This is a genomic window from Psychromarinibacter halotolerans (genome assembly GCF_029168315.1).
Classification (GTDB): domain Bacteria; phylum Pseudomonadota; class Alphaproteobacteria; order Rhodobacterales; family Rhodobacteraceae; genus Psychromarinibacter; species Psychromarinibacter halotolerans.
This window is the reverse complement of record NZ_JARGYD010000004.1, coordinates 279,998-293,541: the sequence shown is the minus strand read 5'-3', so window position 1 is coordinate 293,541 and position 13,544 is coordinate 279,998. Positions and strand designations below refer to the sequence as shown.

The following is a 13,544-nucleotide window of genomic DNA, read 5'->3' as shown; positions in this document are numbered from 1 at the left end:
CATGAGCGACACCGTCACCGCCGTCAAAGCCGATCCGTCCACCGGCACGACCGCCGCGCTGGATCCGATCACCGTGTCGGTCATCGGCAGCGCCCTGTCGACCATCGTCGAAGAAATGTCCCGCGTGCTGGTGCGCGCTGGCTATTCCACCTCGATCAAGGAACGCAAGGACGTCTCGACCGCGATCATGGATGCGGACGGGCTGGCGCTGGCGCAGGCCGCGCACCAGCCGGTGCACCTTGGTTCGCTTCTGGGGATCACGCAGGAGGTGCTGGCCTCGTGCGATCCGGCGACGATCCGGCCGGGCGACATCTTCGTGGGCAACGACGCCTATACCGGCGGCGGCACCCACCTGAACGACATCACCTTTATCGAGCCGGTGTTCTCTGGCGACAGGATCGTCGCGTGGATCGCCAACATCGCCCACCACGCGGACTTCGTGGACCGCAGCCACCAGCATATCTTCCAGGAAGGCCTGCGCATCCCGCCGGTGCGCCTGTACCGCGAGGGCAAGATTCAGGACGACGTGCTGAACATGATCCTGCTGAATTGTCAGGTCCCGCACGAGCGCATCAACGACTTCCGCGCGCAAAGCGCCTCGAACCGCTTCGGCCGCACGCGGTTCCTTCAGCTGATCGAGAAATACGGCCTGACCACCGTGCAGGCCGCCAGCCGCGCCGTGCTGGACCACACCGAGGCGCGCACCCGCGCCGGCATCCGCCGCCTGCCCGACGGCGTCTACCGCGCCGAGGGTCTGCTGGACTCGGGCCGGTACGACCCCCTGGTGCCGCTGAAGGTCGAGATCACCATCGCGGGCGACGAGATCGAGATGGATTTTTCCGGCAACCCGGAACAGGTGCGCGCGCCGATCAACCTGACCTACATGGGTCTTCTGGTGTCGGCCTATTTCGCGATCATGGTGCTGGTCGACCACGAGGTCCCGCCGAACGCGGGCTTCCACCGCCCGATCAAGGTGAAGGCCGACAGCGGCACCATCGTCTGCTCGGCCCCGCCCGCCGCGGTCTATAGCCGGACGGACACCTCGGAACGGCTGTGCGACCTGATCTTCAGCGCGTTGGCCCCGGCCTGCCCGGAACGCGCGCTGGCGCCCTGCACCGGCCGCGGGCTTTTGACGCTGTCGGGGATAGACCCGCGCACCGGACGCTTCTACGTTTACAACGAAAGCATGGGCGGCGGCGAAGGGGCTCACATGACGATGGACGGGGCGGACGCGGTACAGATCCACGTATCGAACTCGCACAACATCCCCGTCGAGGTGGTCGAGGCCGAGTATCCGCTGCAGGTGGAAAGCTATGGCCTTGTCGCCGACAGCGCCGGCGCGGGCCGCTGGCGCAGCGGGCTGTCCTACCAACGCACCATCAAGGTCGTCGGACACGAGGCGAAGGCCGCCGTGGCGGGCAACTGCTTCCGCGATCCGGGCTGGGGTCTGGACGGCGGGCAACCGGGCGCGCTGGGCTACCGCGAGCTTTCCGAAGGCGTCGAGCCCTTCGTCAACGGGCGCGGCACGCTGCGCGACGGGCAGACCGCTCGGCTGGTGACCTCGGGCGGCAGCGGCGTCGGCGTCCCGACAACGCGCGACCGGGCGCTGGTGCGGCGCGATCTGGCCGAAGGCAAAATCTCTCAGACGGCGGCCCGCGACGTCTATGGGCTGTCGGAGAGCTGAATGAAGACGGACGCCGCGACCTCGCCGGACCACACGCCGGACCATGCGCCAGCCCCCTCGGCCGACGCGATGCCGGAAACCGTGGTCGAGCGTCTGCGGCGTGACATCTTCTATGGGCGGCTGGAGCCGGGCACACGACTGAAGCAGATCGTGCTGGAACGCCGCTACGGCTGCACCCGGATCGCGTTGCGGCAGGCGCTGGACGCGATGACCCGTCAGGGGTTGGTGGTACACGAGCCGATGCGCGGCTACAGCGTCGCGACCTTCGACCGGGCGACAGTGAAGAACCTGACCGAAGCCCGCGCCGTGGTCGAGGCCGAGTCGGTCGTGGGCGCCCTGCCCCACGTCGACGCGGACCTGATCGACCAACTGACCGGCCATGCCGAGCGGTTCCGCGAGGCCTGCGAGACCGGCACCACCGAACAGATCGGCGAGGCGAACATGTCGTTCCACCGCACGCTGATGAGCGCGGCGCCGAACCCCGTTCTGGCGGAACTGGCGTTCGAACTGCGGCAACGGCTGCCGATTGCGGTGTCACGCTCGATCAACACGCCCGAACGTATGAGCGTGCTGGCGGACCAGCATTTCCAGATGATCGAGGCGTTGAAGGCCCGTGACGCGGCAACGCTGCGCAAGCTTGTCTGGGATCACATCGCCTACGCTGGCGACTGACCGCCGCCCGGTCAGGCGCTGGCCCGCGCCTGTTCCGCATCCTCCCATTCGTCGCCCAGCAGTTCGGGCTCGTCATAGGCTTCCAGCCGGGCGTAATGCTCGGCCACGTCTTCGACGAACAGGCTTTCGGTGATCCCGCGCACCATCCGGTCAGCCCCCTCGCTGACGGCGGGAATGTCCCCGGTCAGCTTGCCGTGGCTCAGCGTCGCCGGGAAGTTGAAGCCGTAGATGCTGGACAGCATCGGGCACGCGCCCGGCTCTTTCTCGGTCAGTTCGAAGTGATCGCCCAGCACCGGCGAAAACGCCAGACCGTCCTGCGCCCGCGCGCCGTCCACCTTGCCATCGCGCCACAGGCGGACATGGGGGGCGATCAGGGCCAGTTCGGGCCGCTGTTCGAAATCCACCGCGAAGCCGGTCGCGAAGATCGCGTAGGCGGTGCGGAACTCGCCGCGCGGGGTCGAGATCACCAGCCGGTCGCCGTCCTCGCGGAAGCTGTCCAGCCGGGCGCCGAACCAGAAGCGCGCGTTCTCGTGCTGCGACACCCGCAGCGTCGAGTTGCGCGGCGGCGGGGTCTGGCAGCGGCCGATGTAATCCTGAAACTTCCATTTCCAGTCGTCGGGCAGCCCGCGGAAGCCGTGCGTCATACCGGGCGAGCCGACGCCCATACCCTTGTTGATGGTCGGCATCCGGTCGCGACGGATCAGGATGTCGACCCGCTCTGCCCCGGCTTCCAGCGCGGTCGCGGCGTTGTCCATCGCCGAGGCCCCTGCCCCGACGACCACCACCGGCTTGCCGCGCAGGGCTTCGAAGTCGATCTCGTCGGCGGAGTGGGCCCAGAACTTCGGGTCGATGTCACGCACGGCAGGTGGGACGTAGTTGCCGCCCAGACCGTCGCGCCCGGTGGCCAGCACCAATTTGCGCGTCAGCACGCTTTCGGTCCGGCCCGCGACCGACAGCGTAACCTCGATCAGCCCGTCCGGCCCTTCGGCCAGCCCCGTCATCCGCGCGTCATTGACCACCGGCACGTCCATCACGCGGCGATACCACGTCAGATAGTCCATCCAGTCGGCGCGATCGATGCGGCCCAGCGCGTCCCATGCCTTGCGGCCACGGGTCGCCTCGAACCACGCGCGGAAGGTCAGCGACGGCAGGCCATAGGCCGGCCCCGTCAGTTGCTTGGGCGAGCGCAGCGTTTCCATCCGGGCGATGGTGATCCACGGCCCCTCGCGGCCCTCGGGGGCCATGTCGTACAGGACGTGGTTGCGGATGCCGTGGCGGCGCAGCGCGACAGAGGCGACCAGCCCGCACATCCCGGCGCCGATGATCACCACGTCCCGCACCTGCTGGCCCGCGACGGTGCGCTGCGGCACCCAATCCTTGCCGTCGAAATTCAGCCGGTCGAGATCCTCGCGAAGGCGCGCCTCCAGCCCGTCGAGGCCGCCGCAGAAAAGGTCGTTGGTCATGTCACGCGCTCCCGGATGATTCGTCTCAGCATAGCTTCGCCGCTCATGCGATTTCAGCATTCATATATTCTTCGCATCCGTTTTCAACATATATGACCGTTTTTTGCCCCTGCGTCGGCTCGATTTGCTCTTTATGCAAAAAACGACTTTCAAACACACCCAGATTGGCGCCAATATCAGGCAGGCCCGATACCGCAAGGATACCCGAATGCCGACAGTCACCATCGATGGCGCCACGTTCAACTACGCGGTCGCCGGAGAAGAGAACAAGCGCACGATCTTCACCCTGCACGGCGGACGCGGCGCCGGCGATCACAAGAGCGATTTTGCCACCTACTCCAAGCTGGCCGACGAATACCGCGTGATCAGCTTCGACCAGCGCGGCCACGGCAAGTCGTCTGAAACGCCCCCCTTCACCTTCAATCAGCTGGCCGACGACGTGGAATTGATGCGCAAGCACTTCTGCGGCGACGACCAGTGCATCGTGATCGGCGGCTCGTTCGGCGGCTTCATCGCGCTGACCTATGCCGTCCGCCATCCCGGCAGCTATTCCCACCTTGTCCTGCGCGGCACCGCGCCCAGCTTCCAGACCGAGGTGGAAGCGATCGAGATCATGAAGGAACGCGCCCACCGCGTGCCCAGCCTGACGCCCGAGATGATCGACAAGCTGTTTTCGGACCGGGTGGAAAGCGACCTTGAGTTCCGGCTGATCTGGCTGGCGATGCAGCCGCTGTATTCCGAGAACTTCAACGCGCAGGCCGCGTTCGAACGGACCCGCGACATGGACGTGCACGTCTGGCCGCACAACGATCTCTATAAGAAGGAAGAGTGGGAGCAGTGGGACGTCCGGCCGCAACTGGACAAGATCACCGCCCCCACGTTCATCATGGTTGGCGAAAACGACTGGATCTGTCCCCCGTCGCAGTCGCAAGCCATCAAGGACGGTATCCCGCACGCCGAACTGCATGTCGTGCCGGACGCGAACCACGCCGTCCATGCGCAGAAGTCCGAGGTCGTGCTGCCGCTGCTGCGCACGTTCCTGAAAACCTGACCGACAACCAGAACCGGGGACCACAACCCCGAAAACCCCGACCCGAAACCCGACAGAGGATCCCATCATGACTTACTTGGCCCGAACGGCACTTTCCTCGCTGGCGCTGTGCGCCGCGCTGTCCAGCCCCGCGCTGGCCCAGCAGAACGATGACGATACGCTGATCATCGCGCTGGGCAGCGACGTGAACACGCTTGACCCGCACATGACCGCTTCGGTCGGCACGGACCTTAGCGTCGCCAGCCACTTCTACCCGGCGCTGGTCATCCGTGGACCCGACATGAAACTGCAGGGCGAGGTCGCGACCTCGTGGGAAGCCGTCGACGACCTGACGTGGCGCTTCACCCTGAACCCCGACGCGGTCTTCGCCAACGGTGAACCGATCGACGCCGAAGCCGTGAAGGCGAACCTCGAGCGCGTGACCGACCCCGAGCGCCAGTCGCGCATCTCGTCGTGGTTCCGCGTGATCTCGGAAGTGAACGTGATCGACGCGACGACCATCGAACTGAAGACAGAAACCCCCTCGGCCGCTCTGGCCGACCAGCTGTCGATGTTCTTCCTTGTGCCGCCCGCATGGGCCGCGGAGAACAACCCGGCCAACGAAGTCAGCGCCGGTGGCCGCTATATCCTGACCGAGCGCGTGCCCGGCAGCAGCATCACGATGGAAGCGAACCCGGACTACTGGGGCGAGGAGCCTCCGTTCCAGACCGTGATCTTCCAGATCATCCCCGAAACCGCCGCCCAATCCGCCGCCCTGCGCGCCGGCGAGGTCGACTTCATCGAGGGCTTCCCGGTCAACGAGGTCGAGCTTCTGAGTGCAGAGGACGGCATCGAGGCGGACGCCATCAGCTCGACCCGCTCGGCCTTCCTGAAGATCAACACCTTCAAGCCGCCGATGGACAACAAGCTGTTCCGTCAGGCGCTGAACTACGCGGTCGACAAGGAAGCCATCGCGCAGTCGCTGTACGGCGGCGCCGCCGAAGTGTCGGCCTGCCAGTGGATGACCGACGACTACTTCGGCTTCAACGCGGACCTCGAGCCCTACCCCTATGACCCGGAACGCGCGATGGAACTGATCGCGGAATCGGGTGTGGACCTGAGCGAGCCGCTGACCTTCGAAGTGCCGGTCGGTGTCTACGTGCAGGGCGAGGAAGCCTCGCAGGTCATCGCCGCGATGTTCGAGGCCGTCGGCGTGCCGACCACCCTGAACGAGATGTCCTTCGGCGCGTTCATGGAAAAGCACGTTCCCGCCAAGGACCTCGGCCAGATGGCCTATCTGACCTACGCTTGGGCCACGCTTGATGCCGACGGCATCCTGGGTCTGACCGAGCCGGGCACCGCCTACGACTACTGGAACAACGCCGAGTTCGGCGAGTACTTCAACGAAGGCCGTTCCAGCACCGATCCCGAGGTCCGTATGGAAGCCTATCGCAAGGCGACCGAGGTGATGTGCGACGACGCCCCGGCGGTGTTCCTGTACGCCCAGCCGGTGACCTACGCGCTCAGCGACGCCGTGACGTGGGAAGCCCGCGGCGACGACTGGAAGCGCGCTTGGGACTTCGCCCCGAACTGATCGTGACCGTCCTGTCCCCCGACCCCGGGGGGCAGGACCACCCCGGCGGGACGACCGCGCCCCGCCCCCTTTTCGGCATTTCCTTTCCCCGACACGATGCGCGCCCGCGCACTGGATGGATGACGGCTATGGAACTTTGTGAAATCAAGAGCTTTCTGGCCATTGCCGACCTTGGCAGCATCTCTCGCGCGGCGCTGCGGCTTGGGGTTCCCCAACCGACGCTCAGCCGCCAGATCAGCCGGCTTGAACAGGACCTCGGCGCCGCGCTGCTGTACCGCCACGGTCGGGGCGCAAGCCTGACCGACACCGGGCGGCAGTTCCGCGAAAAGGTCGTTCCGCTGATTCAGGATCTCGAACGCCTGCGGACCGAAATCTCGGCCCGCGCGGGCACCGACGCCGGGACCGTGCGGCTTGGCATCCCGCAATCGGTCAGCCGTTCGATCGCGGCCTCTGTCGCGGCCAGTTTCCACCGCCAGTGCAGCCCCGCCCGGCTTCAGCTGGTCGAAGCGAACAGCAGCACGCTTGCCGAATGGCTGGCCGACGGCGAGGTCGACGCTGCCATCTTTTACGAACCCCACAAGGCACCGCATATCTCGGTCGAGCCGGTCTTCTCGGAAGAGCTGTTCCTGATCACCGCCGCCGGTCCGGCGCAGCCCGCCGGTCCCGCGCGCATCGCCGACATCGACCCCGGGCGCCTGATCCTGACCACCGACGGACAGGGCCTGCGCCGCAGCATCGAAGCGGCCTTCGACGATGCCGGTCGCGCGCTGGACGCCGCGATGGAGATCGACTCGATCGCGGCGGTCAAGGAACTGATCGAGACCGAGGGTTTCGTGGGCATCCTGCCCTTCGGCGTGGTCCACCGCGAGGTCGAGGCCGGACGCCTTGCCGCCCGCCCGATCCTCGCCGGCGTGCCGATGACGGCAGAACTGGTGGTGGGGACCGCCCTATCGCAGCCCGTCACCTCGGCCACGCGACAGTTGTTGCGCATCATCGGCACCGAGGTCTCGACCTTCACCGCGCGCGGCATCCTGCGGGGCCGTGCCCGGCGCATGGGCACCGCCGCGCCGACGGAAGAGCGCCCTGCCCGGGCGCTGCACGCCTAGGCGGCGCCTTGACCGGGTTTGTCTTCTCCGTCGGCGTCGAAGTCGTGGATGTTCTTCAGGATCGCCTCGAGATCGCGCACATCCCGCTCGCGGTAGCCGGGAAGACCCACCTTCGACGCGTCGGCCATCGCCTGGATCAGCAGCGGCATCACGGGCGAACCCGGCACGCCGACCGGTGTCACCACGCCCCAGAGATAGGGGATGTGAACGCTCAGCGGGCGCACCGCCAGCCCTTCGATGTTCTGGATGATCGGCGACACGGGTTCCAGCAACGCGGCGCCGAGGCCCGCCTTGACCATCTGAAGCGCCGCCGCGGACGAGTTGGTGCGGATGACCGAGGGCGTTTCCAGATGCACCCGCTCGATCGCCGCCGAGATCCGTCCCAGCACGCGGTAGGGATTGAGAAGCGTCACCAACTGCCAGTCGGCAAGGTCGGTAAGGTCGATCGTCTCTTTGCGGGCCAGCGGCGCGTCCTCGGGCAGGACGCAGACACAGGACACCTCGGCGATCCACTGCACTTCCAGACCGGGGTGGTTCAGCGGCATCGACGCGATACCGATGTCCGCCGCGCCCGAGGCGACGGATTGGATCACCGCCTCGGAGGTCTGGATGCGCACGGTGACGTTTGGCGGCAGGTTGCCACGCTCTTTCAGGATGCGCAGCGCCGAGGGCACGATGGTCGATGCCATCGCGGCGGTCGACACGATCTCGACGGACTCGGTGCGCCGGGCGGACATGTCCTCGGCCCGAAGCCGGGTGCGGCGCGCGTCGTCAAGCAGCCGCTCGACCTCGCGATAGAAACTGACGCCATTCTCGGTCGGAGTGATCCGGCGGCCGTAGCGGGTGAACAGGTCGAACCCAAGGTCGCTTTCCAATTCCTGGATCAGGCGGCTGACCACCGGCTGGCTTTTTCCAATGACCTTGGCGGCCCCGGTGACCGAGCCCGTGGAAATCACGGCGGCAAATGCCTCGAGTTGCCGAAGGTCGAAAAGTCGTTCGCTGTCCATGAAAATCCCGCCTTGATCAAAGCCTTCATACAATCGGTCGTCCGGCGCGTCAAAACTCCTGAACCTGTAACGCAACGCCTGCGCCAAAGCCGTCTCTTTATACCTATAGGACATTTGCACTTGAATCACATGCTATTTTCGCATCAGATCACACCGTCCGGCGAAAGACCGGATCTGCAACGAAAACAGGGCAATTGACCGCGCTTATGGACGATACTCAGACCGACACCCCGCCATCGCACGTCGGCCCGCGCCCCGAGTTCGCGGATGGCACGGACGCCGCGCGCCAGTCGGTGATCTCTCCGGTACAGACCCACGGGCTGGACAGCGACCTGCGGCGGGCGCTGGTCGCGCGCATCTGCGCGATGGCCGGGCAGGACGACCTTGCGGCCCGCTACCGCGCCGAGATGCAGGACACCACCTTTGCCGCGATCGCCGAGGGCGCCGAGGCCGGGACCGATCCCTTCCTTGCCGCAATCCTGCGCCACGCCGATCACGTCACCACCCGCCCCATCGACAGCACCGCCGCACATATCACCGCGCTTGAAGACGCGGGCCTGACGGCTGCGCAGATCGTGGCGCTGTCGGAACTGATCGCCTTTGCGAACTATCACGCCCGCGTCCACGCCGGACTGGCCCTGCTGGGAGCCCCGTCATGAGCACCGGATTCACCATGCGCCCCCTCGTCTGGCACCCACACATCGCGCCGCTGGAGATGGAGGACGCAAGCCCCGCGCAACTGGAAGCGATGCAGGTGACGCCCTCGGGCGGCAAGGTGTCGCCCTATGTGCGGACGCTGGCCCACGACCCGGAATCCTATGCCGCGCGGACCAAGTTGTATAACCTGGTGATGTACGCCAAGGGCGGTCTGGCGAACGAGTGGCGCGAGCTTGGCGCGCTGGTCGCGTCGCGCGTGAACGGCTGCGTCTACTGCGCGTCGGTCCACGCCAAGCGGCACATGCAGATCACTGGCGAAGACACCGTGGTGAAAGAACTTTACCTCAAGGGGCTCGACGGCGACTTCGACGCGAAGACGCGCGCGGTGATCGCCTTTTGCCGCGATCTGTCGGCCACACCTTCGACCGCCACCGCGGACCAGGTCGCGACGTTGCGCGATCTTGGGTTCTCGGATGACGACATATCGGACCTCGTCCATTCCGCCGCGATGTTCGGCTGGGCGAACCGGTTGATGCACACGCTGGGGCACGCCGTGCCCAGCGACAAGAAATAAGGAGACCGCGCCGTGCCTGAACACGCATCCGGCGGCCACACGCTGCGGGTCGGCGCCGACACCGGCGGGACCTTCACCGACATCACCTTCTTCGACCCGGCGACGCAAAAGCTGACGGTCTGGAAGGTGTCCAGCACCACCGGCGACCCGTCCGAGGCCATCGCCACCGGCATCCGCGAGGGGCTGGAGCATTACGGCCGCGACGCGGGCGAGATCGGCTATGTCGGTCACGGCACCACGGTCGCGACCAACGCGCTGATCACGGGACAGTTCGCCCGCACCGCAATGGCGACCACCAAGGGCTTCCGCGACGTGATCGAGATCCGCCGCCAGATGCGCCCGGACCTGTATGACCTGCAACAGGTCAAACCCGCCCCCCTGATCCCGCGCGACATGCGGTTCGAACTGGACGAGCGGGTCGATTTCGACGGCTCGGTCCGTCAGCCGCTGGACCCCGAGGCGGTCCGTGCGCTGGCGCGCGAGATGAAGGCGCAGGACGTCGAGGCGGTCGCCGTCGGTTTCCTGTTCTCGTACCTGTTCCCCGGTCACGAAGCCGAAGCGAAGCGCATCCTTGCCGAGGAACTGCCGGACGTCTTCATCTCCACCTCGTCGGAGGTGGCTGCGGAATACCGCGAATACGAACGCTTCTCGACCACCGTGATCAACGCGGCGCTGGGGCCGGTGATGCAGGGCTATCTGAACCGCCTGCGCCCGCGCCTGCGCGAGCTGGGTATCGCCGAGGACCCGCACCTGACCCAATCGAACGGCGGCGTGATCTCGGCGACCGAGGCCGCGACTTACCCGGTGCGGACGGTCCTGTCCGGCCCCGCCGCGGGCGTCATGGGCGCGCGAGAGATCGCGGTCGCCGCCGGGATGCCCGACGTGATCACCTTCGACATGGGCGGCACATCGTCCGACGTCGCGATGATCTCGGGCGGGCGGCCGCAACTGGCGACCGACACCGAAGTACATGGCCATCCGCTGAAGGTGCCGATGCTGGACATCCACGCCGTTGGCGCGGGCGGCGGCTCAATCTCGGCTGTGGACAGCGGCGGGCACCTCAAGGTCGGCCCGCGAAGCGCGGGCGCCGTGCCGGGGCCGGTGTGTTATGGCAAGGGCAATACCGAGCCGACCGTGACCGACGCGAACGTCGTCCTGCAAGTGCTGAACCCCACCCACCTTCTGGCCGGGCGGCTGGAGATCGACCGCGACGCCTCGGTCGCCGCGGTTCAGCGGCTGGCGGACCGGCTTGGGCTGGGCGTGATGGAAACCGCGCAGGGCATCATCTCGGTCGCGACGGCGAACATGGCCAAGGCGATCCGCGTGATCTCGGTCGAGCGCGGCCACGACCCGCGCGACTATGCGCTAATGGCCTTCGGCGGCGCAGGCCCGCTGCACGCGGCGCGGCTGGCGCGCGAACTGGACATGCCGCGCATCCTGATCCCGCGCAATCCCGGCATCCTGTGCTCGATGGGCCTGCTGCTGACCGATCTGAAATCCTACTTCTCGCTGGGCCGCATGACCCCGCTGGACGCCGACCGGATCGACAGCATCTCTGCCGACTTCGCCACGCTCGACGCCGAGGCGGACGCTTGGTTCAAGCGCGAGGACATCGCCCCCGACGCACGCGAGACCGCGCGCACGCTGGACCTGCGCTACGAGGGACAGGCCTTCGAACTGTCCGTCGACTGCCCCGAAGGGCCGGTGACCCCCGACCTGCTGGCCGAGGTGCGGCGGCGGTTCGAGGACGCGCACCGTCAGGTCTATGGCTATGCCTCGCCGGACGAACCGGTGCACATCATCGCGATCCGCCTTGTGGCGACCGGCAAGGTCGACAACGCGCGGCTTGTGACCTCGGACCCCGCGACCACGCCGGTGTCGGACGCCCAAACCGGCACCCGCGACGTGTGGCTGCCCGAAACGGGCGCCTTCACCCCCTGCCCGTTGTACGACCGCGATCTGCTGGGCCCCGACCACGTCATCGACGGCCCCGCCATCGTGGAACAGATGGACACCACCGTGTTCCTGCTGCCGGGCCAGCGCGCCACCGTCGACAGCTATTTGAACCTCGTGATCGAGGAGACCGCAGAATGACCGCAGACCAGACGCTTGACCCGATTACCGTCGAGGTGATCGGCAACGCGCTTTCCACCGTGGTAGAGGAAATGGGCCGCGCCCTGATGCGCGCCTCGTATTCGGCCAACATCAAGGAACGCCGCGACTGTTCCGCCGCGATCTTCGACACCGAGGGTCATGTGATCGCACAGGCGCAGCAGATCCCCCTGCATTTCGGCTCGCTGCTGGGCATCCTGCAGGAAACCGTCAAGCGCACCGACATGTCGCAGCTGCGGCCCGGCGACGTGTTCATCGGCAACGACGCCTTCACCGGCGGCGGCACGCACCTGAACGACATCGTGTTCCTTGAACCCGTGTTCTACGACGATGCGCTGGTCGCTTGGGTGGCCAACATCGCGCACCATTCCGACTTCGTGGACCGGGGCCATGCCCACATCTTCCAGGAAGGTCTGCGAATCCCGCCGGTCAAGCTGTACCGCGAGGGCGTGCTGCAAGACGACGTGATGAACCTTGTGCTGCTGAACTGTCAGGTTCCGGACGAGCGGGTGAACGACTTCCGCGCCCAGTACTCGTCCAACCGGCAGGGTCTTCAGCGGTATCAAAGCCTGTGCGAACGCTATGGCGTTGCCAAGCTGCACGCGGCGCAGAATGCCCTTCTGGACTATGCCGAACGTAAGGCGCGCGCCGGGATCACCGCCATCCCGGATGGTGTCTACCCGTTCGAATGCGACTTCGACACCAGCCTGTGGCCCGATATCCTGCACCTGAAGGTGCTGGTCGAGGTCTCGGGCGACGAGATCCGCTTCGACTTCGACGGCTGCCCGGATCAGACGCGGTCCGGTCTGAACATGGTATTCACCGTGCTTCAGGCCTGCGTCTACCTTGTCGTCAAAAGCCTGATCGACCGCGACACCCCCGCCAACGCGGGCTTTCACCGGCCGATCCGGATCGAAGCGCCGTACGGCTCGATCGTCAACGCCGCTCCGCCGGCGGCGGTGTATTCGCGTCACGACGTGGCGCAGCGGCTGGTGGACATGATGTACGCCGCCCTTGCACAGGCGATCCCGGAACGCGTGCCCGCCGCCTCGACCGGCGTCACCGTGCAGACCATGAGCGGCATCAACCCGCGCACGGGCGCGTTCTATGTCTATAACGAAAGCATGGGCGGCGGCATGGGCGCGCGGGCCACGCTGGACGGGCTGGACGGGGTGCACGTAAACACCACGAACTCGGCCAACATTCCGGTCGAGGCGCTGGAGACAGAGCATCCGCTGCGGGTCGAGGCCTATGAACTGGTGCAGGATTCCGGTGGTCCCGGCCGGTTCCGGGGCGGCATGGCGATCCGGCGCAAGATCTCGCCCGTCGGCCACGCCGCCACGGCCAACCTTGGCGGCCCGCTGACCCGCATCCCCGCGTGGGGGCTGGACGGCGGCCATGACGGCAGCTTGTCGCACATCGAGATGTCGGCGGGCGCCGCGGCTCTGAAGGAACGCAACGGCGTGCTGACCGATGGCCAAAGCGCGGCGGTGCACACCTCGGGCGGCGGCGGTCAGGGCGACCCCAAACTGCGCGACCGCGACCTGGTACGCCGCGACCTGCGCGAGGGCCGGATCTCGGAGAAGGCCGCGAAAGAGATCTACGGTCTGGAGTGACCCGGTCCGCGTCGCTCTAACTGCGGCGT

Annotated in this window: 11 protein-coding genes; 9 read left to right on the top strand and 2 right to left on the bottom strand. The window is 66.7% G+C overall.

The window, feature by feature from the left end; all coding sequences use genetic code 11:
• The first annotated feature begins 1 nt into the window (after position 1).
• Positions 2-1,684 (top strand): hydantoinase B/oxoprolinase family protein, encoded by a 1,683-nt coding sequence (locus P1K30_RS12495; protein ID WP_275633076.1) that lies wholly within the window; start codon positions 2-4, stop codon positions 1,682-1,684.
• Positions 1,685-2,356 carry a GntR family transcriptional regulator gene (locus P1K30_RS12490; protein WP_275633075.1) on the top strand — a complete coding sequence of 224 codons (672 nt, stop codon included), beginning with the start codon at positions 1,685-1,687 and terminating at the stop codon, positions 2,354-2,356.
• Positions 2,357-2,367: 11 nt separating this feature from the next.
• Here P1K30_RS12490 and P1K30_RS12485 read toward each other — a convergent pair whose 3' ends face one another.
• On the bottom strand, positions 2,368-3,819 hold the full coding sequence (locus tag P1K30_RS12485; protein ID WP_275633074.1) for an NAD(P)-binding domain-containing protein: 1,452 nt from the start codon (positions 3,817-3,819) through the stop codon (positions 2,368-2,370).
• A 208-nt stretch (positions 3,820-4,027) separates the two neighbouring features.
• Between P1K30_RS12485 and P1K30_RS12480 the strand changes: the two genes are divergently transcribed.
• The 3 genes from P1K30_RS12480 (at position 4,028) to P1K30_RS12470 (ending at position 7,549) form a co-directional block, all read left to right on the top strand.
• On the top strand, positions 4,028-4,870 hold the full coding sequence (locus P1K30_RS12480) for an alpha/beta fold hydrolase (protein WP_275633073.1): 843 nt from the start codon (positions 4,028-4,030) through the stop codon (positions 4,868-4,870).
• 67 nt (positions 4,871-4,937) lie between these two features.
• Entirely contained in the window at positions 4,938-6,443 is a 1,506-nt protein-coding gene (locus P1K30_RS12475; protein WP_275633072.1) for an ABC transporter substrate-binding protein, read from the top strand.
• A 128-nt stretch (positions 6,444-6,571) separates the two neighbouring features.
• Positions 6,572-7,549 carry a LysR family transcriptional regulator gene (locus P1K30_RS12470; protein ID WP_275633071.1) on the top strand — a complete coding sequence of 326 codons (978 nt, stop codon included), beginning with the start codon at positions 6,572-6,574 and terminating at the stop codon, positions 7,547-7,549.
• On the opposite strand, the gene P1K30_RS12465 is transcribed toward P1K30_RS12470, so the two are convergent.
• Positions 7,546-8,556, bottom strand: a complete 1,011-nt coding sequence (locus tag P1K30_RS12465) for a LysR family transcriptional regulator (protein ID WP_275633070.1) — start codon at positions 8,554-8,556, stop codon at positions 7,546-7,548. The genes P1K30_RS12470 and P1K30_RS12465 overlap by 4 nt on opposite strands.
• 206 nt (positions 8,557-8,762) lie before the next feature.
• Between P1K30_RS12465 and P1K30_RS12460 the strand changes: the two genes are divergently transcribed.
• The 4 genes from P1K30_RS12460 to P1K30_RS12445 are packed head-to-tail and all read left to right on the top strand — an operon-like array spanning position 8,763 to position 13,515.
• Positions 8,763-9,215: an esterase gene (locus P1K30_RS12460; RefSeq protein WP_275633069.1), complete on the top strand. Its 453-nt coding sequence runs from the start codon at positions 8,763-8,765 to the stop codon at positions 9,213-9,215.
• The gene (locus P1K30_RS12455) at positions 9,212-9,787 is read left to right on the top strand and encodes a peroxidase-related enzyme (protein ID WP_275633068.1); all 576 of its coding nucleotides are present in this window, start codon (positions 9,212-9,214) and stop codon (positions 9,785-9,787) included. Before P1K30_RS12460 ends, P1K30_RS12455 begins: the two co-directional genes overlap by 4 nt.
• 12 nt (positions 9,788-9,799) lie before the next feature.
• The gene (locus P1K30_RS12450; RefSeq protein ID WP_275633067.1) at positions 9,800-11,881 is read left to right on the top strand and encodes a hydantoinase/oxoprolinase family protein; all 2,082 of its coding nucleotides are present in this window, start codon (positions 9,800-9,802) and stop codon (positions 11,879-11,881) included.
• Positions 11,878-13,515, top strand: a complete 1,638-nt coding sequence (locus tag P1K30_RS12445) for a hydantoinase B/oxoprolinase family protein (RefSeq protein ID WP_275633066.1) — start codon at positions 11,878-11,880, stop codon at positions 13,513-13,515. Before P1K30_RS12450 ends, P1K30_RS12445 begins: the two co-directional genes overlap by 4 nt.
• Positions 13,516-13,544 lie beyond the last annotated feature (29 nt).

Coding starts and splice junctions, on each gene's coding strand:
- P1K30_RS12470 (WP_275633071.1), top strand. CDS start 6,572: ATGGAACTTTGTGAAATCAAGAGCTTTCTGGCCATTGCCGACCTTGGC.
- P1K30_RS12455 (WP_275633068.1), top strand. CDS start 9,212: ATGAGCACCGGATTCACCATGCGCCCCCTCGTCTGGCACCCACACATC.
- P1K30_RS12495 (WP_275633076.1), top strand. CDS start 2: ATGAGCGACACCGTCACCGCCGTCAAAGCCGATCCGTCCACCGGCACG.
- P1K30_RS12480 (WP_275633073.1), top strand. CDS start 4,028: ATGCCGACAGTCACCATCGATGGCGCCACGTTCAACTACGCGGTCGCC.
- P1K30_RS12465 (WP_275633070.1), bottom strand. CDS start 8,556: ATGGACAGCGAACGACTTTTCGACCTTCGGCAACTCGAGGCATTTGCC.
- P1K30_RS12485 (WP_275633074.1), bottom strand. CDS start 3,819: ATGACCAACGACCTTTTCTGCGGCGGCCTCGACGGGCTGGAGGCGCGC.
- P1K30_RS12475 (WP_275633072.1), top strand. CDS start 4,938: ATGACTTACTTGGCCCGAACGGCACTTTCCTCGCTGGCGCTGTGCGCC.
- P1K30_RS12460 (WP_275633069.1), top strand. CDS start 8,763: ATGGACGATACTCAGACCGACACCCCGCCATCGCACGTCGGCCCGCGC.
- P1K30_RS12490 (WP_275633075.1), top strand. CDS start 1,685: ATGAAGACGGACGCCGCGACCTCGCCGGACCACACGCCGGACCATGCG.
- P1K30_RS12445 (WP_275633066.1), top strand. CDS start 11,878: ATGACCGCAGACCAGACGCTTGACCCGATTACCGTCGAGGTGATCGGC.